Below are 21,269 nucleotides of genomic sequence, written 5' to 3' on the forward strand. Positions count from 1 at the left end.
AAGTGGGACTCGACTGACATGGATATGGACTTCTCCCCCGAGGACATCGCCTTCCGCGAAGAGGTGCGTGCGTTTCTCAAGGATAACCTGCCCGCACGGCTGCGCGACGGGGCACGCCGCACGCCGGGGGTGTTCGTCGAGCCCGATATCGGGATGGAATGGCACCGCATCCTGTTCCGCCAGGGCTGGGTCGCTCCGCACTGGCCCAAGGACGACGGCGGCACCGGCTGGAGCCCGACGCAGAAGTTCATCTTCGAAAAGGAATGCGCGCTGGCGGGCGCTCCGTCGCTGGCGATCCTCGGCCTGCGCCTCGTCGGCCCGGTGATCTGCGAATTCGGCACGCCCGAACAAAAGGCGCGCTTCCTCCCCGGCATCCTGTCGGGCGATGATTACTGGTGTCAGGGCTATTCCGAGCCCGGCAGCGGCTCCGACCTCGCCAGCCTGAAAACCGCCGCGCGGCTTGATGGCGACGAGTATGTCATCAACGGCTCCAAGATCTGGACCACCCACGCGCATCATGCCGACTGGATTTTCGCACTGGTGCGCACAGATGCGACCGTGAAGAAGCAGGCCGGGATCAGCTTCCTGCTCGTGCCGATGGACCAGTCGGGGGTGTCGGTGACACCGATCCATTCGATGTCCGGCGATCATGAAGTCAACGCGGTGTTCTTCACCGATGCCCGTACGCCTGCGGAAAACCGCATCGGCGAAGAAGGACAGGGCTGGAGCATCGCCAAGTTCCTGCTGGAGAACGAACGCGGCGGATCGTGCTACGCCCCACGCCTGTTGCAATCGATCGAGCGGCTGGAAAACCTCGCACAAACCCAGCCTTCGGGCGTCAATGGCGCGCTCGCGCATGATCCGCGCTTCCGCGACCGGCTGGCCCGCGTCAGGCTGGAGGCCGAGGCGCTGGAGATCACCGAACTGCGCATCCTCGCCGAACTCGCCAAAGGCCGGGCGCCGGGGCCGCAAACGTCACTGGTGAAGCTGCTCGGCTCTAACATCGGCCAGCAGGTCGATGTGCTGCGTTTGGAGCTGCTCGGGCCCGACGCGCTGCAATTGCCCTTGGAGCGCCCACTATACGGCAATGAAGCGCCCGAACCGGTCGGGAGCGAATATGCCCAGACCGCGATGGGACGCTACCTCAACAACCGCGCCGCGACGATCTTCGGCGGCTCGGACGAGGTGCAGAAGAACATCATCGCCAAGACCGTGCTGGGGCTTTGAGATAGCTCTTACTCGTCATTGCGAGGAGTGAAACGACGAAGCAATCCATGAACCGGCGCTCGCAATTGCACGGTCGAGCCATGGATTGCCACGCCGCCTTCGGCGGCTTGCAATGACGAAAAACAGAGGAAACTAAGATGGACGCTTCGAAGCTGATGTTCCGCGATGGGTTGATGGCGGGCGAGCGAATTCTCGTCACCGGCGGCGGCACGGGCCTTGGGCGCGAGATGGCCGAGGCGTTCCTGAAGCTGGGCGCGACCGTCTACATCTGCGGTCGCCGCCAGAACAAGCTGGATGAGACTGCGGCGGAACTCACTGCTTTGCATGGAGGCAAGATTGCCGGCATGGCCTGCGACATCCGCGATGCCGATGCGATCCACGCGATGGTCGATGCGATCTGGGCCGATGGCGGGGCTTTGACCGGGGTTGTCAACAACGCGGCGGGCAACTTCATCAGCCGCACCGAAGACCTTTCGGTCAACGGCTTCAACGCCATTGCCGACATCGTGATGCGCGGCACCTTCTACGTCACGCTCGACATCGGCAAGCGGTTGATTGCCGAGAAGAAGAAGGCGAGCTTCCTCTCGATCCTCACCACCTGGGTGTGGTCGGGCAGCGCCTTCGTGGTGCCGTCTGCCATGAGCAAGACCGCCATCAATGCCATGACCCAGAGCCTTGCGACCGAATGGGGCCGCTATGGCCTGCGCTTCAACGCCATCGCCCCCGGCCTCTTCCCGACCAAGGGCATGAGCGCACGCCTGTCACCCAGCGGGCAGGGCGGCAATTCGAAGAACGACCTCAATCCGATGGGCCGCGCGGGCGAGATGCATGAACTCGCCAACCTCGCCGTGTTCCTGATGGGACAAGGCGCCGAATATGTGAACGGCCAGACCATCGCCATCGACGGCGCGGGCTTCCAGGCCAATGGCGGCACCTTCTACCCGATGCTTCACGCGCTGGGCGATGCAGAATGGGACCAGATGCGCGCGATGATCAAGGGTACGAACGAGAAGGACAAGGCCGAACGAACGACCGGCTGAACGGGCGCGCCCTTTCCTACTTTGCCGAGTTCTGCCAACCTTCCGGCATGACGCAATTTCCCCCCGAATTCCGCCCTTTCATGGTCGGGCCGGGACGAACCGGTTTTCCTTTCCTGGACAGTGTCTCATGTGTCTCCAACACGATGAGCAGCCCGCGCTGTGAACCGTCAGGTCACAGCTGCGCGCTGGTGGAACTCGGGGCGCTGCCATTCGCACCATGCCAGCACTTCGGCCAGATGGCGCGCGGCGGCGGCGATATCGGCGAAGCTCAGATAGGCAGGCGCAAAGCCAAGTCGCAGCACATCAGGCGCACGGAAATCACCGATGACGCCGCGCGCGATCAGCGCCTGACAGATGGCGTAGGCCTCGGGATGGCGGAACGAGAGTTGGCTGCCGCGATCAGTGCTGCGGGGCGGACTGACCAGTTCAAGGTGCACGTCATGCGCCATCACGCTTTCGAGGAAGAACTCCGACAGCGCCTGCGATTTGCCGTAGAGCCGGTCGACGCCGATTGCGGCGATCAGATCGACCCCCACCTCAAGCGCCGCCAGCCCCAGCACCGGCGGGGTGCCACATTGCAGCCGGTCGATGCCCGGTGCGCCCGCGTAATCGTCGGAAAAGGCGAAGGGTGCGGCATGGCCAAACCAGCCGGTCAGCGGCTGTTGCAAGTCCGCCTGATGCCGCTCAGCGACGAAGGCAAAGGCCGGCGCGCCCGGCCCGCCGCACAGGTATTTGTAACCGCAACCCACAGCGAAATCCGCGCCGATGCCATTGAGGTCAACAGGCAGCGCCCCGGTCGAATGCGACAAGTCCCACAGCACCAAAGCGCCAGCCTCATGAGCGGCGCGGGTGAGCTTCACCATGTCGTGCAGCGCGCCGGTCTTGTAGTGGGCATGGGTCAGCATCAGCAGCGCCACATCGCCATCGAGCGCCTGCGCAAGCTTGTCCCGGTCGGCCAACCGCCGCTCGGCAAGGCCCTGCGCTTCCAGGCCGGCGATCATGTAGAGATCGGTCGGGAAGTTGCCGGGTTCGGACAAGACCACCTTGCGGCCTGGGCGCATTTGGAGCGCGGCGGCGATCAGCTTGAAAAGGTTCACGCTGGTCGAATCGCAGGCGATCACTTCATGCGGGGCGGCACCGATCAGGGGTGCGATCTTGGCGCCGATGCGGCTCGCCATGTCGAACCAGCCAGCGCTGTTCCACGAGCGGATCAGCCCTTCGCCCCACTCGCTCTCCACCACCCGCGTTAGCGCCGCAGGGGTGTCCTTGGGCAGTGCTCCCAATGAGTTGCCGTCGAGGTAGATCACGCCCTCCGGCAGCGTGAACCGCTCGCGATAGCCCGCCAGCGGATCGGCAGCGTCGAACTCGGCGGCGCGGCTTTCCGGGGTCATATCGCTGTCCTGACGGTGAGCAATTCGGGGAAGAAGGCCTGCTTCAGCACGCCTTCGAGATAGGGCACGCCGGGGGTGCCGCCGGTGCCGCGCTTGAAGCCGATGATGCGCTCGACCGTTTTCAGATGCCCGAACCGCCAGCGTTGGAAATGGTACTCCAGATCGACCAACTTTTCGGCGAGTTCATACAAATCCCAGTGTGGCTGCGGATCGCGGTAGATCTCCGCCCACGCTGCCTCGACGCTGGCATTGGGGGCATAGGACGCGGCCGGATCGCGCTCTAGTGCGGCCGCATCAATCGCGAACCCGCGCCGCGCCAGCAACCGGATTGCCGCATCATAGAGGCTCGCCCGGCCCTGCTCCGCCTCCAGCCGCTCAGCCCAGTCGGCGTTGTTCTTGTGGAGCCGCACATGCTTGCCGTCGCGCCCGCCGAGCATGAATTCCATCATTCGGTACTGCGCCGACTGGAACCCGCTCGATGCGCCGAGATGCGGGCGAATCGCGGAATAATCATGCGGGGTCATGGTGCTGAGCACATCCCAGCTCTGGATCAATTGCTGCTGCGCCCGCGCCACCCGCGCCAGCATCTTGAAGGCGGGACGCAGATTATCCGCCTCGATACACTCGCGCGCGGCGGTCAGTTCGTGCAGGCACAGCTTGAGCCACAGCTCGCTCGCCTGATGGACGACGACGAACAGCAGCTCGTCATGCGCATCGGACGCGGGATGCTGGGCGGCGAGGATGCGGCCAAGGTCGAGATAGCTCGCATAGGTAACGTCAGCGCTCATGGCTGCGCTCCTAGCGCGCCCGTTGCCCTGAGGGAACTCCCGCTAGATTCGTCCCTCGATCACGCGGGTTTCCGGGTGATGCTTGTCGATGTGTTTGAGGATGATCTTGAGGTTCTTGGTGTTGGACCGGAACACAAGGTCTACCGCATCACCCACCAACGGGATTGCGCCAATCGCGGTGTCGAACAACACGTTCGCCCCCATCCGCGCCAGCTTCCACTTGGACAGGCCAAGATTGCGCGCTTCCCAGATGATATAGGCACCCATCGCGGTGGTCACGATCTCGCCCAGCACCGGCACCAGGCCGATCAGCGCATCCAGCCCGACGGGCATGTTGACGCCGGGGATGACGAAACTGCGTTCGAGCAGCTTTTCCATCGCCACCACCCGCGCGCGCACCGATGCGGGATCGGTGCCGGTGGGCAGCGTGAAGGTCATCGGCTGAGGGCGGCGGGGTTGCTCTATTTCCATGCCTCTTAGGTGGTGGGCTCTGACAGCGGGAACAAGGGGTGCATCCCCCACACGTTGGGGAGGTAATTGCGGATTGTGCCGCGCACCAGCGACCAGCGCACGGGGGCGCCGAGCGGGATGTAGACCTCCCGTTCGACCAGTGCTGCATGGGCTTCGATGAGCAACCGTTCGCGCGCAGCGGCATCGCGCTCGGTCAGGGACTGGCGCACCAGCTCATCGGCTTCGGGGGCGCACAAGCCCGCATTGAGACCGCAGTTGAACTGATTGAGATACCAGCGTGCCGAAGTGTACCGCGCCAACGTATCGCGCAGCTCGAGGTCGGCGGCCTCGCCCTTCCCAGCCCGGCGCACGGACACACCAATCTCGCCCCAGGCCGATGCCAATTCTCGCAGCAGGAGATCGCCCCCCGGCCCGGACGGCAAAGCGAGGCGCACGGTTGCCTCGCGCCCCGGCCCGGCCCAAGCGCTTACTCTTGCGGCGGCAGCGCGGCGGCGCTCCTCGATCGAAGCGCCGTTCCAGCGATCTTCGGGATAGGGTGCGTCCGTGAAGATCTCGGATGGGACGACCCAGCTGCTTTCACGCCAGCCAGCCAGCCCAAAGCTGCGGATCAGCGCAGTCCGGTCAATCGCCATCGACAAGGCTTCGCGCCGGGCGGGATCGGCGAGGAACCCGGTCTCACGCCGCACCACCAGCCCCAGCAGGCCGAGCGCCGGATCGACCTGAATCGTCCCGCGCGATAGCGGCCCGACTTCGGCCAGCGGGAAATCGATCAGCGTGCCGCCGAGCACCAGATCGACCTCTCCGCGCGCAAACGCCGCCACGGCATTGCGCGCCGATAGCGCCCGCACCTCTACCGGGCGGGCGATGTCTTCCCAATCCTCGCGCGCTGGCAGGCCGCGGGATTCGGGCGGAAGTGCCGTGAGCCGGGCGACTGTGCTATCCTCGTCGCGCGACATGGCCATCGGCCCTGCCCCGTTGCTGCCACGCACCAGCCCGAGTTCGGGCTGAGCCAGCAGGCGCAGGAAATCGGGCATTGGCGAGGAGAGCCGCACTTCGATCACCCGCCCGGTCATCGCCCGGATGTCGCGCACCTTGGCCAGATCGAGCCCCAGCGAGGTGCCGCGCAGCCGGACGAGTCCGGCGCGCAATTGTTCGCGGACGTCAGCCGCGGTGATCTCATCACCACCAGGCCAGGTGCTGTCGCGCAGGCGGAAGATGTAGCTGAGGCCGTCCTCGGTCACGATCCAGCGTTCGGCGATGGCGGGGACCACCTGACCCACCGGATCAAGCGCGACCAGCCCTTCGCGGGTGGCTGCGCGCATGTGCTGCGCGGCTGGTGAAAGGCGCACGCCTTGTTCGAACGGATCGTCAGGCGCGCCGATGACCGCGACTGCGACCGGCCCGCCGCCGCCAGATGGGCCGCAGGACCATGTCGCCAGTGCAGCAATCAGAGGAAACCAGAATCGCATCGCAGCCTGCCTAGCAGGTTGAAACGCGGCGGTCAGCTTGTGGTGGAACACGCAGCGGGGCAAAGCCCGCAATAGGCTCAAATCTTGCGCAGCGTGCTCAGCTCGGGCGGCGGCGGGGCGCGATGGCTCCACGATGGCTTGACGATGGTTGCCTCGTGACCTTCGTTGGTCTGGAGCGGACGGCGCGCCTTCTGGGAATCGATTTCCTCATCGAATGCGACCCCGAAGCGATTGTCCTGCACCCAGGCGACGGTGCCGTTCACAGCGCCGATATTGCGCAGCTCGACCACGACGCGGTGCCCGCGCTGAACGCGCAGCTGGCCTTCGCCCATCATCCCGCCATCCGAAAGATTGCGCACCCGCGCACGGTGAGTCTCCGCGCTTTGCTCGACCCGAATTTCGGCCAGCAAAAACAGGCTGTCGCGTGCGACACTGCGTGTCTCAACTCCTGTCATCTTAAGGATCGCCTCCTCAGCGGAACTTCAATCAAGCAAATCAGATGACGCAGCCTAAACCGGCACGCCACAATGCGCCATTGCTGGTGCGGCATTCGCGGTTAACGCGAGGTAAAAATCTGCCCTTGGAACCGTGGCTTGTGCTGAGGCGTCCCAGCGCGGCACAAGGTGCTGAAGGGAGATTTACGCTCAGTCGTCGCGCGAGATCTTTTCGCGCCGTTCGTGCGCTTCCTGCGCCTCGACCGTCATGGTCGCGACCGGCCGGGCGATCAGCCGGCGCAGCCCGATCGGATCGCCGGTGACTTCACAGTAGCCATAATCGCCCGAATCAATCCGGCGCAGCGCAGAGTCGATCTTGGCAACCAGCTTGCGCTGACGATCGCGGGTGCGCAGTTCGATGCCCCAGTCAGTTTCGCTCGAGGCGCGGTCGGTGAGGTCGGCTTCGCGGATCGGGCCATCCTGCAAGGATTGCAGCGTTTGCCCGGCGGCGGAGTGGATGGAACGTTTCCATTCGAGCAGCAGCATCCGGAAATAGGTCTGCTGGCGTTCATTCATATATTCCTCGTCCTCGCTCGGGACATAGTCCGGAGCCAGAAGGCGCTTGGCCTTTTCGAGGACGTCGATGTCGTCAGACGCGGAAATTGGCATCAAGGTGTCTCATCCCGTGAGCCGCTGGGAAGACCTTCGCGTCCTGACGCCCTGAATTTTTTCATTGGCTCACTTGGTCCCAGCAAGCTGAAGCAATGCGCGCCCTATAGGCAAGGCCCTGAGAGCGCACAAGCGGGTTTGGGAATGAAGTGGGGGCAAAAGCCGTGCCGCGACAAAGTGCAACCGGCGTTAACTAATTTTTGACCATAACAGCCGCACTTCTCGTTGCACGGAAGGTCGCTTGGGGGCGATCTGGTGACTGACGGGGACCAAATCATGACAATCATCGCAATCAGCGCGAACGCTTCACGGAGTAACGAAGCACTGCTGAAAGCAGACATTACGGGCGAGACCATGCTGGGCGCATGGCTGGCTGCGGCGAGCCAAGGTCAAGTGGGGGCCTGCTTCGATCTGGGCGTGGCCTTCTCGACCGGAAGCAACGGCGCGACCTGCGATCTGATCGAAGCGCACAAGTGGTTCAACCTCGCTGCTGCACGCGGACATGAAGATGCCGCCCATTGCCGCGCCGATATCTCCGACGAGATGACCGCACGCGAAATCGCCGAAGCCCAGCGCCGCGCACGCCAGTGGCTCGCCGAAGGTCGCCAGCGCGCAGCGTAAGGCGGGTTAGTCGCCCTTCCTGAACGGCGTGCGACTGCCGAGGTAGAGCTGATCGCTCGCTACGCCTGCCCGCTCGCGCTCAAGGAAATCGGCGACCGCGCTGCGGAAGCCGGGATCGGCGATCCAGTGGGCCGAAAGCGTCTGCACCGGCTCATAACCGCGCGCCAGCTTGTGCCCGCCTTGCGCGCCCGCCTCGACACATGGCAGGCCTCGCGCAATCGCAATGTCGATCGCCTGATAATAGCACAGCTCGAAATGCAGGAACCGCACCTCACGGGTGCAGCCCCAATACCGCCCGTAAAGCGCATCGCGCCCGGCGAAATTGAGCGCACCAGCAATCGCTTCGTCCCCGTCGTAGGCGAGGATCAGGATGATCCGGTCCCCCATCCGCTCGCCCAGCAGGCTGAAAGCCTCGCGCGTCAGGTAGGGCTGGCCCCATTTTCGCGCGCCGGTGTCCTGATAGAAAATCCAGAACGCGTCCCAATGCGCCTCGGTGATGTCCGCGCCGGTGAAATGCCGGATCGTCAGGCCTTCCACCGCCGCCGCGCGTTCTTTGCGCAGGTCTTTGCGTTTGCGCGATGAGAGGGCGGCGAGGAAGTCATCGAAGCTGGCATAGCCACGGTTGAACCAGTGGAACTGGATATCGGCGCGCGAAAGCCAGCCCGCTTCCTCGAACAGCGGCAATTGTTCGGGTGTGATGAAGGTCGCGTGGGCCGAGGACATCTTGTTCTGGAGGCACACCGCCTCCGCGCCCTTCAGCAGATGCGAGGCGAGGCTCGGATCCGACAGCAGCAAGCGCGGACCGGTCGCAGGCGTGAACGGCGCAGCGATCTGGAGCTTGGGATAGTATCGCCCGCCAGCCCGGTGCCACGCGTCCGCCCAGGCGTGATCGAACACATATTCGCCTTGGCTGTGCCCCTTGGCATAGGACGGCATGGCGGCGAGCAGCTTGCCCGCATCATCAGTGATGGCAATCGGCGCAGGCTCCCACCCGGTGCCGGGGCCGACACTGCCGGAATCCTCCATCGCGGTGAGGAATTCGTGGCTGACGAAGGGATTGTCATTCCCGCCCAGTGCGTTCCATTCCTCGCGGTCGAAGCTGCCCACCGATGGGGCGATGCGGACAGTCAGACCCTGATCGCTCATGCCAGCCCTTCGCCTTCGGCAATCAGGGCGTCGACGTGCGCCAAGGCGCGTTTGCGCAAGTGGGGCGAACGGATCGTCCAGCTAAGTAGGGGGCGCCGGTCGGCGCGCCACAAATCGGTCAGGGCATTGGGCAGATCGCGGATGTCGATCGCCAGAAAGTCAGGGTCAGCCTGCTCCAAGGCACCGGGCGCGCGCCAGGCACTGAGAAAGCCATGATCGAGAGTATCGGTCCCCACCAGCCCCCGGACGAAGGCGGGTTCGTGCTTGCGAACCCATGCCCCCATGCGCGGATCGAAGCTCATCACCGCGAACGGCCCCGCGTAGTTGGCGAGCACGCGGCTGACTTCGGCGCAGCAATTGGCGATATTGAAACCGGGCAGCGACTTGATCTCGATCAGTAGCGGCACCCGGCCCGCGACTAGTTCAAGAAACTGCGCCAGCCGCACGGGATGCTGATTGGTACCGAGCAGGGCGAGCGCTTCAAGCTCAACAGCGGTGCGGCTCGCGACCATGCCGTCTGTGCCGGTGAGCCTATCTAGCGCCCAGTCGTGGAATACCATCGGCACATTGTCGGCCGACATCTGGATATCGCACTCGATCCCCAGCCTTGCCGCAATTGCGCCCTCAGCAGCCGCCAGCGAGTTCTCCGGCACGCCGTCCCCGTGCAGCCCGCGGTGGGCATATTCCCACGCGGTCAGCCATTCGGGAGCGCGCCTTGCGCTCATGCCTTCAGCGCGACAATCGCATCAACCTCGACCGCCGCGCCGCGCGGCAGAGCGGGCACGCCTACGGCTGCGCGGGCGTGCTGCCCGGCGCCGCCGAACACCTGCTCCATCAGGTCCGACGCGCCATTGGCGACTTCGGGCTGGTCGGTGAAATCGGCTGTGCAATTGATGAAGGCACCCAGCTTGACGATCCGCTCAACCTGCTCAAGCAGGCCAGCCGCTTCCAACTGGGCGACGATCATCAAAGCACATGCTCGGGCGGCGGCCTGACCATCGGCAACGCTGACATCGTCACCCAAGCGGCCCTTGACCACCACGCCATCGACAAATGGCAGCTGGCCCGAAACATAGGCCATGCCGCCATGCACCACCACCGGCACATAGCTGGCAACAGGTGCAGCCGCTCTGGGCAAAGTGATGCCGAGTTCGGCAAGGCGTGCGCGGGTGGTTGTCATGTGGTTGTATCCTCCAGTCGTTCCAGTAGCCACGGCAGGGCCTCGTCCCAGCGGTCGATCCGGGCTTCGGCGTGGCCTGATTTGTGGGCGCAATCAATCGCGTGGGCGATCATCGGTTCGCCGCACAGGTGCAGCCGCGTGACTTGCGGCGTGATCTCGGCGACCGAGGCATGGTGCTTCGCCAGGTCGTCGATGAACAGCGCGCGGGTGGGTGCATATTCATCAATGATCGCCTTCAGCGCCGGGCCTTTGGGGCCCTGGTTGGTGAACACGCGCGCGTTGATGCCGACCTTAGCGAGCTGCGCGGCGCGCGCATCACGGTGGGCATCGACCAGATTGGTCAGGATCACGATATCGGCCTTTTCGGCGAGGGTGTTGATACCCTCAACCGCGCCCGCAATCGGCATCTGGCTGTCCATCTCGTTATCGAAGAAGCTGCGCAGCATCTTCCAGATATCGGGCGGGGCCAGCACTTCGCCGCTCGCCTGCCAGCGCAGCGCCTCGGCGAAATTGTGGCCTTCGAGGTTGAAGCTGACGCCCTGCGATGCCTCCAGCCAATCCTTGAACGGGGCAACCATGTGCAGCAGCACTTCGTCGCAATCGGAGATAATCAGCGGGCGGGTCATGATTGCAAAGCGTCCTTGGCGGCGACCAGTTCCTCAGGCGTCACAGCCAGAGCTTCGGCCGCGCGGATCAGATCGGGTTCGTGGTTGGCGAGAAATTCGAGCGCGGAGGCAAGGATCATCGGATCGCCCAGCCCTGTCCGCAGAGAATCGGGATCAAGGCCGGTCAATTCAAGGTAGCGCGCCGCCCGGTCCTCGCATTCCAGCACCCAGCCCAAGGCCGCCAGCGCCAGCGTCTGCGGGTTGACCGGCTCGGATGGGGCGCGAGGTGGGATTGTCCTGTCCTTCGGGCAAGGTTAATCGTAGAGGGAGTGAATGCGGGGCGAGCAGTGACAAAGCGGATCATGGTTGTCGAGGATAATGACCTCAACAGGAAATTGTTCTGTGACGTCTTGCGCGCCAACGGCTTCGAAGTGGAGCCGGTGGCGGACGGAAATCTGGTGCTGCAAACCGCGCGCGATACCTCGCCTGATCTCATCATTATGGACATCCAGCTGGGCGGCATTTCCGGAGTCGATCTGATCGAAGCGGCCAAGCGTGATCGCCGGCTTTCGGGTATTCCCGTGCTGGCGGTGACAGCCTTCGCTGCCAAGGGCGACGAGGAGCGGATTCGCGCAGCGGGCGCGGAAGGCTATCTCTCCAAGCCGGTCTCGATCGGGCCCTTCATGAGCGCCGTCAACGCGCTGGTCTAGGCGTCACCCCCGCGCGGCAAGCCACGCGCGGCTGGTGCGGGCACATTCACGGGCGCGTTCATTGAGATCGGGGAAAGCATCGCGCAGGGCCGCTGAGCGCTCCTCGATTGCCATCGGCAAGTGATCGGGCAACGCATCCACCATCGCGCCAAGCGCCAGCCCGCCTTGGCCGAGCGGCATCCGGCAGTTGATCGCATCATCGATGATCGCATCGAAACTGGTCAGGTCCGGGCCGTCCGCAGGCGCGTCGCAGGGTTGGCAGTAGCTCAACCATTCGCGCGGGATCGCCGCCAAGTCCTCCGACGTCCCGCCCGACCGCGCCCAGTGGAGCGTATCGACCAGCAAGCCCTTGGCCTCGCCCTCGACCGCTTCCAATACCGCGCGGGCCATGTGGATGGTCTTCACCTCGGTGAAGATGCCGAATTCGAGGTTGACCCTGACGCTGGTGCCCTTGGCCGCATCGACCATCGCCTGAAACTTGGCGGCGGTGGCGGCCATGTCGGGGTCGCTCGAGACACACAACAGGTTTCGCGCGCCCAGCTCCGCCGCGATGCCGACCAGCTCGGTCAGCCACGGATCGGGCGCGCCGGGCATGATCCATGCGACCTCGCAATCGAGCAGCTCCACCCCCGCGTCGCGCGCCTGCGCGCGGATGGCGCGGGTGGTCGCCGGGGTCCAGGTGTCCTTCTCGACCCACATCCCGCCGAAGTCGAAATCGGATGCGGCGGCGCATTCGATCAGCTGGGCCGGGGTAGCCTCGGGCATGATCCCGGCGGCGAGCGAGATCAGCCGTCTGGTCACAAGGTTTGCCCGTCGTCGAGCACGAAGTCGGTGCCGGTCACGAACTCGCTCGCGTCCGAGCACAGGAACAGGATCATCGCATCGAGCCCCTCCTCGCCCATCAGGCGGCGCTTGGGGAACTTCGCGATCTGCTTCTGGCCGCCCTCGGTGTCGAACCACGCATCGTTGATCGCGGTGCGGATGTAACCGGGGGAGACGGTGTTGACGTTGATCCCGGCCCGCGCCCATTCGCGCGCCAGCGTGCGGCCCGCCTGCACCACGCCTGCCTTGGACGCGGCATAGGCGACAAGGCCGGGGGAGGGTTCAAACGCGGTGATCGAGGCGATCAGCACGATCCGGCCGCCCGTCACCCGGTGCGCCATCATCCTGCGCGCGCCTTCGCGAGCCGTAAGTATCGCGCCCTTCAAGTTGATGGCGAGGGTCTGTTCGATCTCGTCTTCCGAGATGGTGGTCGCCATCCCCGCGCCATCGACCCCGGCATTGGCAATGACGGTATCGACCGGGCCGCCGAAGGCCGCTTCCGCCGCATCGAACCCGGCGATGATGTCCGCCTCGCGCGCGACGTCCATGGTGACGGCAGCGGCGGGAGGCCCGATCTCGGCCGCCAGCGCCGCGAGCCGGTCCGCCCGCCGCGCGCCGAGTGCAACCTTCGCGCCGCTCGCGGCCAGAATGCGCCCGAAGCGGGTGCCAAGGCCCGAGGACGCGCCGGTGACCAGCGCGGTGCGGCCGGAAAGGTCGAAGGAGAAGCTCATGCGGGTCTACTTGGCCGCAGGCAGCTCCCCGTTCACATATTTCATCAGCGTGGTCTGGAAGTGGCGCACGCGGCTGTCCTGATAGTGGCCGAGCTCCATCAACCCGTCGCGCATGCTTTTCATGCCTTCCTGCACATAAGGAAGGTTCGCCATGTCCTGATCGAACACATTGGCCAGCTGCGGCCCCATGATGTCGTTGGCCCAGGCAAAGGGCTCGTCATCGGGGATGTAGGTCGGCGCGACCGCGCGGGGGCGTTCCTGACCCTTGGGGGTCGGGAACAGCAGGCGGATTTCCATGATGCACCAGTCGGGGGTGTCGCCCGGCAGCCAGCGGTAGACCAGCGTCGGCAGGAAGCCGATCCAAGGCGAGAAATTGGGGAAGATGTTGTAGGTGAAATTGTCGAGGATCTCGGTGTCCGACGCGTCCGAATAGTCATAGCCGTAATTTTCGGCAAAGCCCTTGCGCCCGGCCTCGGCCAGCACTTTGCGCGCCGCCAGCGGATCATCGGCGTCATAGCCTTCGACCGGCTCTTCGCTGGCGTTGAAACGGCGGTTGGTGCGGGCGTCCTGCCCGCCGGAGAACTCGTTCATCTTCTCCAGCACGTAGTCCGAATTCTTGCCCTTCACATGCGGGCTCAGCACCCCCGAAGGCGTGATCGCGCGGTTGAAGTGATCGCCGATATGGTCGTAGCGCGTGTTGGCATCGCCGAGGAAGGCGAGGAGCTGCGGGTGGGTGGTGATCGAGTGCCAGGCTTCCATGAAGGCCTCGGCGGTCGCCTTCCAGTTGGCCGGGATCTTCTTCTGCACCCACATGCCGGTGTAGCGGTTGCCGAAGTCATAGCGCTCGTAATGCGAGGCAGCCGGGCCGAGCCAGGTCTTGAAATCGGGCAAGGCATGGTTCTCGGTGAGCATGACAAAGCCCTGCCACAGCTCGACGCGGGCTTGGGGCAGGTCCATGTCCTTGCCTTCCAAGTGCTTGAAGTCCCACGCGCAGGGGATTTCCTTGAGGCTCCCGTCATTGCGCCACGTGAAGCCGTGGAACGGGCAGCGCAGCTGGACCGACTGGCCGCTTTCGGTGCGCAGCTTGCGGCCGCGGTGCAGGCAGGCGTTGTAGAAGGCCTTCACGCCGCCATCCTTCTGGCGGATCAGCAGGAAGCTCTTGCCCGCGATGTCGAACACCACCGTGTCGCCCGGATCGGGCAGTTCATCCTCCCGCGCGGCGAACAGCCACACGTTGGGCCACAGCTTCTCGCGTTCCAGACGTGCGAAGTCCTCAGAGATATAGGGCGCAACCGACAGCGGCTCGTCCCCCATCTCGATGGTGGTTTCCTCGAACAGGTAATCGGGCGGACGCCGCGTGTCGCCGTTGAGCATGTCGGTGTAGCTGATCCCCGGGCAGCGATCAGCGCGGGCGATATCCTTGATCTCGTTCATCGGCCTGAAGTGTCCTTTCGGGGTGGTCCCCGTCCTCATCCTCGCACTTTGTGCAGTGTTTCGTGGAGGGAATATCACACAGTCTCGGCAAGGGGTCACCCTAGCGGATTGGAGAGGAATATGGCTTTGCCGGGAAAGATCGCCGCGCTGGGCGACATAATGCAGCTGGCTTTCGTGCCGGAGGATTTCGATGCGGCGGTGGCGCATTGGACGCAGGTGATGGGCGTCGGCCCGTTCTTCATCATCGAAGGCATCCACCTCGATGGCATGAAATATCGCGGCGAGCCGACCAATGCGGTGTTTGATCTGGCGCTGGCCTATTGGGGCGACTTGCAGATCGAGCTCATCCGCCCGCGCGATAATCATCCTTCGGTCTACACCGGCGAGTACGGGGCGACCGGCAATGGCCTCCATCACGTTTGCATTCTGGTCGACGACATCGCGGAGGCGCGGCGGGTCTGCGAGGAGGAAGGCGCCGAGGTGATGATCGAAGGGACGTTTGGCACCAGTCAGGCGATTTACGTCGATGCCGGCGGCGGCCCCGGCACGCTGGTGGAGATTCTCCAGCAGGCCAAGGACGGGCCGGACCTGTTCGGCATGATCAAGGCTGCGGGTGTGGGCTGGGACGGGAGCGAACCGCTGCGGAAGCTGGGATAAGAGGCAAATCCCCCGCCCCGGGCTTGACCCGGGGCCCAGCTTTCTACCTGCTCGATCGCATCGCTAGAGAAACGACAGCGGGACCCCGGGTGAAACCCGGGGCGGGGGAATGATCAGTCAGACGCGCCCAAATAGCCCAGCTGCCCCGCCTTGAAGATCGTCTGCGCGCGGTTCACCGAGTCGAGCTTTTCGCCCGCGCGGTGGATGTGGTAGCGGATCGTGGCGTGTGACCGGTTGAGGATCATGCTGATCTCCTTGTCGGTCTTGCCGATCGCGGCCCAGCGCAGGCATTCAACCTCACGCTTGGACAGCACGCAGTCCGACGGGATGCGCCGCTTGGTGCGGTTAGCCTGCACGTAACCGGCGACAAAGCAGCGCGTGACCATCGCGAACAGCGCGCCATATTCGGCGAATTCAGCCGAGAGGTCTTCCTTCTCGCGGTCCATCGAAATGAAGCTCGAGGCCGAAATCTGGCCGAACGGCAGATGCACCGGCACTACGATCGCGGCCTTGCACAGGGAGCGTTTTTCGAAATCGTTGAGGTCGATCTCGGCCAGATAATGGTTGCGCCAGCGCGTGTTAAAGCCCTGAGCGTTGGCCCAGAACGGCTCGCTTTCATAGCGGCAGGCGCGCGGAAGAGGTGAATGGAGCGCCAGACGGTGATCCTCCCACCAGCGCGCACCATCATCCAGCCAGCGGAAGATATCGGCGTTGAGGACTGTGCCGTCGGCATCGACCATCGGCTCCTTCGAGGAAATGTCATCGCACACCGCGATCTGCATCCCCCGCTCCTGCGCGATGCGGGCGAGGTTCAGCGCAGCATCGTGAATATCTTCCGGGCAGGTGATGGTGACAGAATCGAGCAGCCGTTCAAGCGACTCGCGGCCTTGCGGCGTGCGCAGTTCGACAACATTAGTAGCCATTATCAGGCCTTGCTCCTCTCATTGTTTTCTGATTCGGGACACTAGCGCAATTTTTCCGTTTGTCCTCATTATTTACGTAGGGGAAACGGGCGGCCTGCGGGGCTAGCGAAATTGACAGAGGAGAGTGCAGCTGATGGCTTTTGCGGGCGCGAATTTCGGATTGGTCCTGAAGGCTTTGGCAGCGGTGGTCCCGCCTGATCGGCCCGCGCTGGTTCACGGCGCACGGGTGGTGAGCTGGGGCGATTTCGATGCCGTGACCGACCGGATTGCGGCCGGACTGACAGCGCGCGGATTGCAGCGCGGTGACATCGCAGGGCAGATGCTGCGCAACACCCCGGACTATATGCTCGCCTATTTCGGCTGCGTGAAAGCGGGGCTGGTGCCGGTCAATGTGAACTACCATTACAAGGCCCGCGAGCTGGCCGACATATTCTCGCGCTTCGGGTTGAAAGCGCTGTTTACCGAGAGCGACTTTGCCGATTCCGCTATCGAGGCGATGCCCGAAGGCGCGCTGACCGTGGATGTCGGCGGCGATGCGTGGGCCGATCTGTGCGCCAGCGACATCCCCGCAGACTTCGCGATCCACGATGATCCCGAAGCCCTGTTCCTGACCGCGACCGGCGGCACCACAGGAATGCCCAAGGCGGTGATGTGGCCGATGGATCAGGCGTGGGGCGCGTTCAATATCGGCGTATGGCAGCGCCCGCCCGGCACACCGCCGTTGGTGACGACGAGCGTCGATGAACAGGTGGCCGAAGCTGCCCGCATCGGCCCGGATCACCCGGCGAGCAATTCGCCAATGCTGCTGCTCAGTCCGCTGATGCACGGCGCGGGACAGTTTACGGCGGTGATCCACTTGCTCAAGGGCGGCACGTTAGCGCTGCTGCCGGGGCCCAAGTTCGACGCCGATCTGGCGTTGGACGAGATCAAGCGCATAGGCGCGCGCGGGATATTCATCGTCGGCGATGCCTTCGCCATGCCGCTGGCCGACCGGCTGGATGCGCGCGGGGATGGAGCCGCGGTGCTGGCGAGCCTGCGTTCGATCACCTCGTCAGGCGCGGTGTTCTCGCCTGCGGTGAAGGCCCGCCTGATTGCGCATCACCCCACGCTGATGATCATCGACGCCTTGGGCTCTTCGGAAAGCTCGGGCACCGGTATCGTCATCACCACGGCCGCCGGATCGAGCGGCGGCGGCAAGTTCCAGCCGCTGCCGGGACGCGAGACCAAGCTGTTTGACGAGAACTTGCAGGAAATCCCGCGCGGCACCGAAGGCGTCGGCATCGTCGCGAGGACCGGCCCGCTGCCGTTGGGCTATCTCGGCGAGGACGAGAAGAACCGACAGACCTTCCCCGAGATCGGCGGCCAGCGCTGGCTGATGACCGGCGACCGCGCGCGCTGGGCATCGGACGGCACGCTCGAATTCATCGGCCGCGACAACATGTGCATCAACACTGGCGGCGAGAAGGTCTTTCCCGAGGAGGTGGAAGCCGTGCTGCTCGAACACCCGCAGGTGCAGGATGTCCGCGTTGTCAGCCTGCCCGATGCGCGGTTCGGGCGCAAAGTGGTGGCGGTGGTACAACCCGAAGGCGAAGCCGAGGGCCTGCGTGAGGCGCTCGATGCCCATGCCCGCGCCGGACTGGCCGGCTACAAGATCCCTCGGCTTTACCTGCTGACCGACACCTCGCTGCGCCTCAACAATGGCAAGCCCGACTACAAGACCGCTCAGGCCCTTGCCGATGCGGCGGTGAGTTAGTGCCGCCAACGCAGCAAAGAATCAGTATCCGCCATTCTTGTCCGAGAAGCGCGTGGGTTCGACCCAATCGCGCCGCTTGACGCGCCGGCGATGGGCGATCAGTAATCCCCACGGCATGCACAAAAGCAGTCCGATCCCAAGGCTGGCCAGACGAACAGCGACGACATCGAACCAAATCAAAGCGATGATCAGGAAGGGCCAAAAGGGTACAAACAGCAGCCACCGGATGTCGCTCCAGAAGAGGGAACCGACGGAAATTTGGCTATCCAGCCAGAACAGGAAGTGTTCGCGCACACTCATCGCCGCCTCCATTCGTCAGGCTTCTCCTTTGGCGATTTAAAACAAGATATCAATGGCTCGCGCACGATCCAACGTCATCCAAACCTCGCCGCATATTCCACCGCAAGCGTGATCGCGGTCAGCGAAAGGCCGGTCATGAAGCTCTTGTAGGCGTAGGCGAGGTATTTGTACTTCTTGCGCTGAAGCACCTGCCCGTTCTGGTAAATGTCATGCAGCATCGCGCGGAACACGGTTTCGTCGGCACGCAGGTCGTCGAGCACACTGTCGGTCCAGTCGGTTTCATCCATGTGGGTGAAATGGCCGAAGAACAGGATGTTCGGATTGGCATCGCGGACCCTAGCCTGATCCGGGCCGCTGACCGAGGGCAGCACGGCGAACACCGCACACATGGCCGACACGAAAGCGAATAGCGCCAGCACGCCCAGCGACCATGGCAAGGCGCCGTCCCGCGCCTGTCCCACAGCGATGGTGAAGACGAGGAACGTCGCCCCCATCAGGATCGAAGCCTTGGCGTCGGCCATCTGGCTCAGCATCATGTTGATTTGCTGGGTGGTGCGCAACAGATGGATCGCGTGGTTCGAAAATCCCGTGGGCGACGGCATCGAAGGGGATGCTTTGACCGGTTCAGCCTGCGGTAAATCTTCGGCCATCATATCCCCCCGGACAGGCCGCCCCGCCTCTTGCGGCGCGGCGAAAACTTGACAAGCTGCATCATCCGCCGCTTTGCAGCCGTATTACCGGGTGATAGCCCCTCCGACAACCGACGCACAGAAAGCATAGCCGCCCATGACCCCCGCCGAAGTCGAAGATCGTATTCGCGCACTGATCGAACCCTTCAACAAGAAGGGCGTGTCGATCGAGGACGCGACCACCTTTGCTGGTGATCTCGAATTCGACAGCTTGACCGTGATGGATTTCGTCGCCGAGATCGAAGACGAATTCGATGTGATCATCTCGATGAACCAACAGGCCGAGATCGAAAACTGGGGCCAGCTCGTCGCGGCAGTCCACAAGTTGCAGGATAGCTGATAATGGCGACCGCTATGACCGAGACCCTGAGCGCCGCCGAACCTGTCGACCTGCTGTCGAAGTTCGATCCGATCATCCATACCCGTGAGACTTTGCTGGCCGCCGGGGTGGAAGATCCGTTCAATCTGGTGATGGAAGAGGTGCTCTCTCCCACCCGTGCGATCTGCAACGGGCGCGATACGATCCTGCTCGGCACCTACAACTACATGGGCATGACCTTTGACCCGGACGTGATTGCGGCGGGCAAGCAGGCGATGGAGGATTTCGGCGCGGGGACAACCGGCAGCCGCGTGCTCAACGGCACCTTCCGCGATCACCGCGATGTCGAGGCCGCCTTGCGCGAATTCTACGACATGGATAACGCCATGGTCTTCTCGACCGGGTACCAGGCCAATCTCGGGATTATCTCGACGCTGGCTGGCAAGGGCGACTACATCATCCTCGACATCGATAGCCACGCGTCGATCTGGGATGGCTGCGCGATGGGCAATGCCGAGGTCGTGCCGTTCAAGCACAATGATGTCGAAGCGCTGGAAAAGCGCCTCAAGCGAATCCCTGAAGGCGCGGGCAAGCTGGTGGTGCTCGAAGGCGTCTATTCGATGATGGGCGATGTCGCCCCGCTCAAGGAAATGGTCCGCGTCTGCAAGGAAAACGGCGCGATGGTGCTGGTCGATGAAGCGCATTCGATGGGCTTCATCGGTGAACATGGCCGCGGCGTTGCCGAGGAACAGGGCGTGCTGGACGACGTCGATTTCATCATCGGCACCTTCTCCAAGAGCGTCGGCACGGTCGGCGGCTTCTGTGTTTCCAACCACCCGAAGTTCGAAGTGCTACGACTGGTGTGCCGCCCTTACGTGTTCACCGCCGCGCTTCCGCCATCGGTGATGGCCAGCTCGGCCACCTCGATCCGCAAGCTGATGCACGGCGGGAACAAGCGCGCGCATCTGTGGGAGAACAGCCGCACGCTGCACGGCGGGCTGAAGGCACTTGGCTTCAAGCTCGGCACCGAAACCCCGCAAAGCGCGATTATCGCGGTGATCATGCCTGATCTCGAAAAGGGCGCGATGATGTGGGAGGCGCTGCTCAAGGAAGGCCTCTACGTCAACTTGGCCCGCCCGCCGGCGACCCCGGCAGGGATGACGCTACTGCGCTGCTCGCTGTGTGCCGAGCATACTGCCGATCAGGTGCAGACCATCCTCGGGATGTTCGAACGCGCGGGCAAGGCGATCGGGATCATCTAACCTCTCTTGCTAACCATATTGGTTATTTCTCTTGACATCGTGACGCTCTCCGGTTAGGAAGGGGCATCATCGAGAAATAGCGATTCGCCCAGGCGGCGCTCCCCAGTGGAGTGCCGCCTGTTCGTTTTGGCGCCAGGAGAACCCGTCATGGCCAAGCCGCGAGGCAAGCATATCCTCATCCGTCCCGAGCTGCGGGAAGGAGAAACCAAAAGGGTCAATAACCACTGGCGGGTGCTGTTCCTCGATCACCTTGCCGAAAGCTCCAACGTCACCGAATCCGCCGCCAAGGCCGGGATCAGTGTCAGTCGCGCCTACAAGGTTCGGCGCGAGGAACCCGCATTCGCCACCCTGTGGCTCGCCGCCTTGTGGGAGGGCTACACCCATCTCGAAATGGAAGTGGTGCGCCGGTTGCGGCAGGGCGATCATTCCACGCTTGATGCGGGCCGCTATGATTTCGCCAACGCGATCCGCCTGCTCGCCGCGCACCGCGACACCGCCTCGCAGGCTATGGCGCAGCAACGCAATGTCAGCGCCGCAGAAGTACGCGCCTCGATCGATCGCAAGGTCGAAGAAATCCGGCTGCGACTCAAACACGAGCGCGCCCGCGCGGACGGCGCGCGTTGAGCGC

The 21,269-nt window shown here is 63.8% G+C and carries 26 protein-coding genes; 9 read left to right on the forward strand and 17 right to left on the reverse strand.

Annotation, left to right across the window (positions count from 1 at the left end; translation table 11 throughout):
- Positions 1-18 precede the first annotated feature (18 nt).
- Complete coding sequence (locus GRI59_RS02510; protein ID WP_160759619.1) at positions 19-1,227, forward strand: acyl-CoA dehydrogenase family protein; 1,209 nt, start codon at positions 19-21, stop codon at positions 1,225-1,227.
- 137 nt (positions 1,228-1,364) lie between these two features.
- The gene (locus tag GRI59_RS02515) at positions 1,365-2,267 is read left to right on the forward strand and encodes an SDR family oxidoreductase (protein ID WP_160759620.1); all 903 of its coding nucleotides are present in this window, start codon (positions 1,365-1,367) and stop codon (positions 2,265-2,267) included.
- A 167-nt stretch (positions 2,268-2,434) separates the two neighbouring features.
- On the opposite strand, the gene kynU is transcribed toward GRI59_RS02515, so the two are convergent.
- From kynU to dksA, 6 genes are all read right to left on the reverse strand, one after another.
- A complete protein-coding gene (gene kynU, locus GRI59_RS02520; protein ID WP_160759621.1) occupies positions 2,435-3,658 on the reverse strand; it encodes a kynureninase in 1,224 nt (407 codons plus the stop codon).
- On the reverse strand, positions 3,655-4,446 hold the full coding sequence (locus GRI59_RS02525; RefSeq protein WP_160759622.1) for a tryptophan 2,3-dioxygenase: 792 nt from the start codon (positions 4,444-4,446) through the stop codon (positions 3,655-3,657). Before GRI59_RS02525 ends, kynU begins: the two co-directional genes overlap by 4 nt.
- A gap of 42 nt (positions 4,447-4,488) precedes the next feature.
- A complete protein-coding gene (locus GRI59_RS02530; protein WP_237440648.1) occupies positions 4,489-4,884 on the reverse strand; it encodes a DUF4112 domain-containing protein in 396 nt (131 codons plus the stop codon).
- A 38-nt stretch (positions 4,885-4,922) separates the two neighbouring features.
- Positions 4,923-6,386, reverse strand: coding sequence for an ABC transporter substrate-binding protein (locus GRI59_RS02535; RefSeq protein WP_160759624.1), 1,464 nt, complete (start codon positions 6,384-6,386; stop codon positions 4,923-4,925).
- 77 nt (positions 6,387-6,463) lie between these two features.
- Positions 6,464-6,841 (reverse strand): PilZ domain-containing protein, encoded by a 378-nt coding sequence (locus tag GRI59_RS02540; RefSeq protein WP_160759625.1) that lies wholly within the window; start codon positions 6,839-6,841, stop codon positions 6,464-6,466.
- A gap of 189 nt (positions 6,842-7,030) precedes the next feature.
- Entirely contained in the window at positions 7,031-7,489 is a 459-nt protein-coding gene (gene dksA / locus GRI59_RS02545; protein ID WP_160759626.1) for an RNA polymerase-binding protein DksA, read from the reverse strand.
- A 276-nt stretch (positions 7,490-7,765) separates the two neighbouring features.
- Between dksA and GRI59_RS02550 the strand changes: the two genes are divergently transcribed.
- Complete coding sequence (locus GRI59_RS02550) at positions 7,766-8,110, forward strand: sel1 repeat family protein (RefSeq protein ID WP_160759627.1); 345 nt, start codon at positions 7,766-7,768, stop codon at positions 8,108-8,110.
- 6 nt (positions 8,111-8,116) lie between these two features.
- On the opposite strand, the gene GRI59_RS02555 is transcribed toward GRI59_RS02550, so the two are convergent.
- From GRI59_RS02555 to GRI59_RS02575, 5 genes are read right to left on the reverse strand one after another with little or no spacing between them, the layout of a single operon-like run.
- Positions 8,117-9,256: a GNAT family N-acetyltransferase gene (locus GRI59_RS02555; protein ID WP_160759628.1), complete on the reverse strand. Its 1,140-nt coding sequence runs from the start codon at positions 9,254-9,256 to the stop codon at positions 8,117-8,119.
- The gene (locus tag GRI59_RS02560; RefSeq protein ID WP_160759629.1) at positions 9,253-9,981 is read right to left on the reverse strand and encodes a glycerophosphodiester phosphodiesterase family protein; all 729 of its coding nucleotides are present in this window, start codon (positions 9,979-9,981) and stop codon (positions 9,253-9,255) included. Before GRI59_RS02560 ends, GRI59_RS02555 begins: the two co-directional genes overlap by 4 nt.
- Positions 9,978-10,436, reverse strand: coding sequence for a RidA family protein (locus GRI59_RS02565; protein WP_160759630.1), 459 nt, complete (start codon positions 10,434-10,436; stop codon positions 9,978-9,980). The genes GRI59_RS02560 and GRI59_RS02565 overlap by 4 nt, the downstream gene beginning before the upstream one ends.
- Positions 10,433-11,062 carry an HAD family hydrolase gene (locus tag GRI59_RS02570; RefSeq protein WP_160759631.1) on the reverse strand — a complete coding sequence of 210 codons (630 nt, stop codon included), beginning with the start codon at positions 11,060-11,062 and terminating at the stop codon, positions 10,433-10,435. Before GRI59_RS02570 ends, GRI59_RS02565 begins: the two co-directional genes overlap by 4 nt.
- Positions 11,059-11,334, reverse strand: a complete 276-nt coding sequence (locus GRI59_RS02575; RefSeq protein WP_337190241.1) for a DUF3572 domain-containing protein — start codon at positions 11,332-11,334, stop codon at positions 11,059-11,061. Before GRI59_RS02575 ends, GRI59_RS02570 begins: the two co-directional genes overlap by 4 nt.
- A 54-nt stretch (positions 11,335-11,388) precedes the next feature.
- Between GRI59_RS02575 and GRI59_RS02580 the strand changes: the two genes are divergently transcribed.
- Positions 11,389-11,751 carry a response regulator gene (locus GRI59_RS02580; protein WP_160759632.1) on the forward strand — a complete coding sequence of 121 codons (363 nt, stop codon included), beginning with the start codon at positions 11,389-11,391 and terminating at the stop codon, positions 11,749-11,751.
- A 3-nt stretch (positions 11,752-11,754) separates the two neighbouring features.
- Here GRI59_RS02580 and GRI59_RS02585 read toward each other — a convergent pair whose 3' ends face one another.
- The 3 genes from GRI59_RS02585 to GRI59_RS02595 are packed head-to-tail and all read right to left on the reverse strand — an operon-like array spanning position 11,755 to position 14,738.
- Positions 11,755-12,552 carry a sugar phosphate isomerase/epimerase family protein gene (locus GRI59_RS02585; RefSeq protein WP_160759633.1) on the reverse strand — a complete coding sequence of 266 codons (798 nt, stop codon included), beginning with the start codon at positions 12,550-12,552 and terminating at the stop codon, positions 11,755-11,757.
- Positions 12,549-13,304: an SDR family NAD(P)-dependent oxidoreductase gene (locus tag GRI59_RS02590; protein WP_160759634.1), complete on the reverse strand. Its 756-nt coding sequence runs from the start codon at positions 13,302-13,304 to the stop codon at positions 12,549-12,551. The genes GRI59_RS02585 and GRI59_RS02590 overlap by 4 nt, the downstream gene beginning before the upstream one ends.
- Before the next feature lie 6 nt (positions 13,305-13,310).
- Positions 13,311-14,738, reverse strand: coding sequence for an aromatic ring-hydroxylating oxygenase subunit alpha (locus GRI59_RS02595; RefSeq protein ID WP_160759635.1), 1,428 nt, complete (start codon positions 14,736-14,738; stop codon positions 13,311-13,313).
- A gap of 120 nt (positions 14,739-14,858) precedes the next feature.
- Between GRI59_RS02595 and GRI59_RS02600 the strand changes: the two genes are divergently transcribed.
- A complete protein-coding gene (locus GRI59_RS02600) occupies positions 14,859-15,395 on the forward strand; it encodes a VOC family protein (RefSeq protein ID WP_160759636.1) in 537 nt (178 codons plus the stop codon).
- Between the two features lie 113 nt (positions 15,396-15,508).
- On the opposite strand, the gene GRI59_RS02605 is transcribed toward GRI59_RS02600, so the two are convergent.
- Positions 15,509-16,318, reverse strand: a complete 810-nt coding sequence (locus GRI59_RS02605; RefSeq protein WP_160759637.1) for a helix-turn-helix transcriptional regulator — start codon at positions 16,316-16,318, stop codon at positions 15,509-15,511.
- A 133-nt stretch (positions 16,319-16,451) separates the two neighbouring features.
- Between GRI59_RS02605 and GRI59_RS02610 the strand changes: the two genes are divergently transcribed.
- Positions 16,452-18,071 (forward strand): AMP-binding protein, encoded by a 1,620-nt coding sequence (locus GRI59_RS02610; protein WP_160759638.1) that lies wholly within the window; start codon positions 16,452-16,454, stop codon positions 18,069-18,071.
- A gap of 21 nt (positions 18,072-18,092) precedes the next feature.
- Here the strand turns inward: GRI59_RS02610 and GRI59_RS02615 are convergent, their stop codons facing one another.
- Both GRI59_RS02615 and GRI59_RS02620 read right to left on the reverse strand, forming a co-directional pair.
- Positions 18,093-18,383 carry a hypothetical protein gene (locus GRI59_RS02615; RefSeq protein WP_160759639.1) on the reverse strand — a complete coding sequence of 97 codons (291 nt, stop codon included), beginning with the start codon at positions 18,381-18,383 and terminating at the stop codon, positions 18,093-18,095.
- Positions 18,384-18,445: 62 nt separating this feature from the next.
- A complete protein-coding gene (locus GRI59_RS02620; protein ID WP_160759640.1) occupies positions 18,446-18,973 on the reverse strand; it encodes a Pycsar system effector family protein in 528 nt (175 codons plus the stop codon).
- A 184-nt stretch (positions 18,974-19,157) separates the two neighbouring features.
- Between GRI59_RS02620 and GRI59_RS02625 the strand changes: the two genes are divergently transcribed.
- The 3 genes from GRI59_RS02625 to GRI59_RS02635 all read left to right on the forward strand — a co-directional run bounded on the left by GRI59_RS02625 (position 19,158) and on the right by GRI59_RS02635 (position 21,265).
- Positions 19,158-19,400, forward strand: coding sequence for an acyl carrier protein (locus tag GRI59_RS02625; RefSeq protein WP_160759641.1), 243 nt, complete (start codon positions 19,158-19,160; stop codon positions 19,398-19,400).
- 2 nt (positions 19,401-19,402) lie between these two features.
- Complete coding sequence (spt, locus tag GRI59_RS02630) at positions 19,403-20,641, forward strand: serine palmitoyltransferase (RefSeq protein ID WP_419866783.1); 1,239 nt, start codon at positions 19,403-19,405, stop codon at positions 20,639-20,641.
- 147 nt (positions 20,642-20,788) lie between these two features.
- Entirely contained in the window at positions 20,789-21,265 is a 477-nt protein-coding gene (locus tag GRI59_RS02635; protein WP_160759642.1) for a hypothetical protein, read from the forward strand.
- The last annotated feature ends 4 nt before the right edge of the window (positions 21,266-21,269 follow it).

Source organism: Erythrobacter ramosus (assembly GCF_009828055.1).
Lineage (GTDB): Bacteria > Pseudomonadota > Alphaproteobacteria > Sphingomonadales > Sphingomonadaceae > Erythrobacter > Erythrobacter ramosus.

Bases quoted from the DNA above. Each gene is read 5' to 3' on its own strand.
- GRI59_RS02605 (WP_160759637.1), bottom strand. From the start codon at position 16,318: ATGGCTACTAATGTTGTCGAACTGCGCACGCCGCAAGGCCGCGAGTCG.
- GRI59_RS02595 (WP_160759635.1), bottom strand. From the start codon at position 14,738: ATGAACGAGATCAAGGATATCGCCCGCGCTGATCGCTGCCCGGGGATC.
- GRI59_RS02535 (WP_160759624.1), bottom strand. From the start codon at position 6,386: ATGCGATTCTGGTTTCCTCTGATTGCTGCACTGGCGACATGGTCCTGC.
- GRI59_RS02515 (WP_160759620.1), top strand. From the start codon at position 1,365: ATGGACGCTTCGAAGCTGATGTTCCGCGATGGGTTGATGGCGGGCGAG.
- GRI59_RS02540 (WP_160759625.1), bottom strand. From the start codon at position 6,841: ATGACAGGAGTTGAGACACGCAGTGTCGCACGCGACAGCCTGTTTTTG.
- GRI59_RS02620 (WP_160759640.1), bottom strand. From the start codon at position 18,973: ATGCCGTCGCCCACGGGATTTTCGAACCACGCGATCCATCTGTTGCGC.
- GRI59_RS02565 (WP_160759630.1), bottom strand. From the start codon at position 10,436: ATGACAACCACCCGCGCACGCCTTGCCGAACTCGGCATCACTTTGCCC.
- GRI59_RS02525 (WP_160759622.1), bottom strand. From the start codon at position 4,446: ATGAGCGCTGACGTTACCTATGCGAGCTATCTCGACCTTGGCCGCATC.
- GRI59_RS02600 (WP_160759636.1), top strand. From the start codon at position 14,859: ATGGCTTTGCCGGGAAAGATCGCCGCGCTGGGCGACATAATGCAGCTG.
- GRI59_RS02510 (WP_160759619.1), top strand. From the start codon at position 19: ATGGATATGGACTTCTCCCCCGAGGACATCGCCTTCCGCGAAGAGGTG.
- kynU (WP_160759621.1), bottom strand. From the start codon at position 3,658: ATGACCCCGGAAAGCCGCGCCGCCGAGTTCGACGCTGCCGATCCGCTG.
- spt (WP_419866783.1), top strand. From the start codon at position 19,403: ATGGCGACCGCTATGACCGAGACCCTGAGCGCCGCCGAACCTGTCGAC.
- GRI59_RS02590 (WP_160759634.1), bottom strand. From the start codon at position 13,304: ATGAGCTTCTCCTTCGACCTTTCCGGCCGCACCGCGCTGGTCACCGGC.
- GRI59_RS02615 (WP_160759639.1), bottom strand. From the start codon at position 18,383: ATGGAGGCGGCGATGAGTGTGCGCGAACACTTCCTGTTCTGGCTGGAT.
- GRI59_RS02530 (WP_237440648.1), bottom strand. From the start codon at position 4,884: ATGACCTTCACGCTGCCCACCGGCACCGATCCCGCATCGGTGCGCGCG.
- GRI59_RS02550 (WP_160759627.1), top strand. From the start codon at position 7,766: ATGACAATCATCGCAATCAGCGCGAACGCTTCACGGAGTAACGAAGCA.
- GRI59_RS02560 (WP_160759629.1), bottom strand. From the start codon at position 9,981: ATGAGCGCAAGGCGCGCTCCCGAATGGCTGACCGCGTGGGAATATGCC.
- GRI59_RS02635 (WP_160759642.1), top strand. From the start codon at position 20,789: ATGGCCAAGCCGCGAGGCAAGCATATCCTCATCCGTCCCGAGCTGCGG.
- GRI59_RS02555 (WP_160759628.1), bottom strand. From the start codon at position 9,256: ATGAGCGATCAGGGTCTGACTGTCCGCATCGCCCCATCGGTGGGCAGC.
- GRI59_RS02610 (WP_160759638.1), top strand. From the start codon at position 16,452: ATGGCTTTTGCGGGCGCGAATTTCGGATTGGTCCTGAAGGCTTTGGCA.
- GRI59_RS02570 (WP_160759631.1), bottom strand. From the start codon at position 11,062: ATGACCCGCCCGCTGATTATCTCCGATTGCGACGAAGTGCTGCTGCAC.
- dksA (WP_160759626.1), bottom strand. From the start codon at position 7,489: ATGCCAATTTCCGCGTCTGACGACATCGACGTCCTCGAAAAGGCCAAG.
- GRI59_RS02625 (WP_160759641.1), top strand. From the start codon at position 19,158: ATGACCCCCGCCGAAGTCGAAGATCGTATTCGCGCACTGATCGAACCC.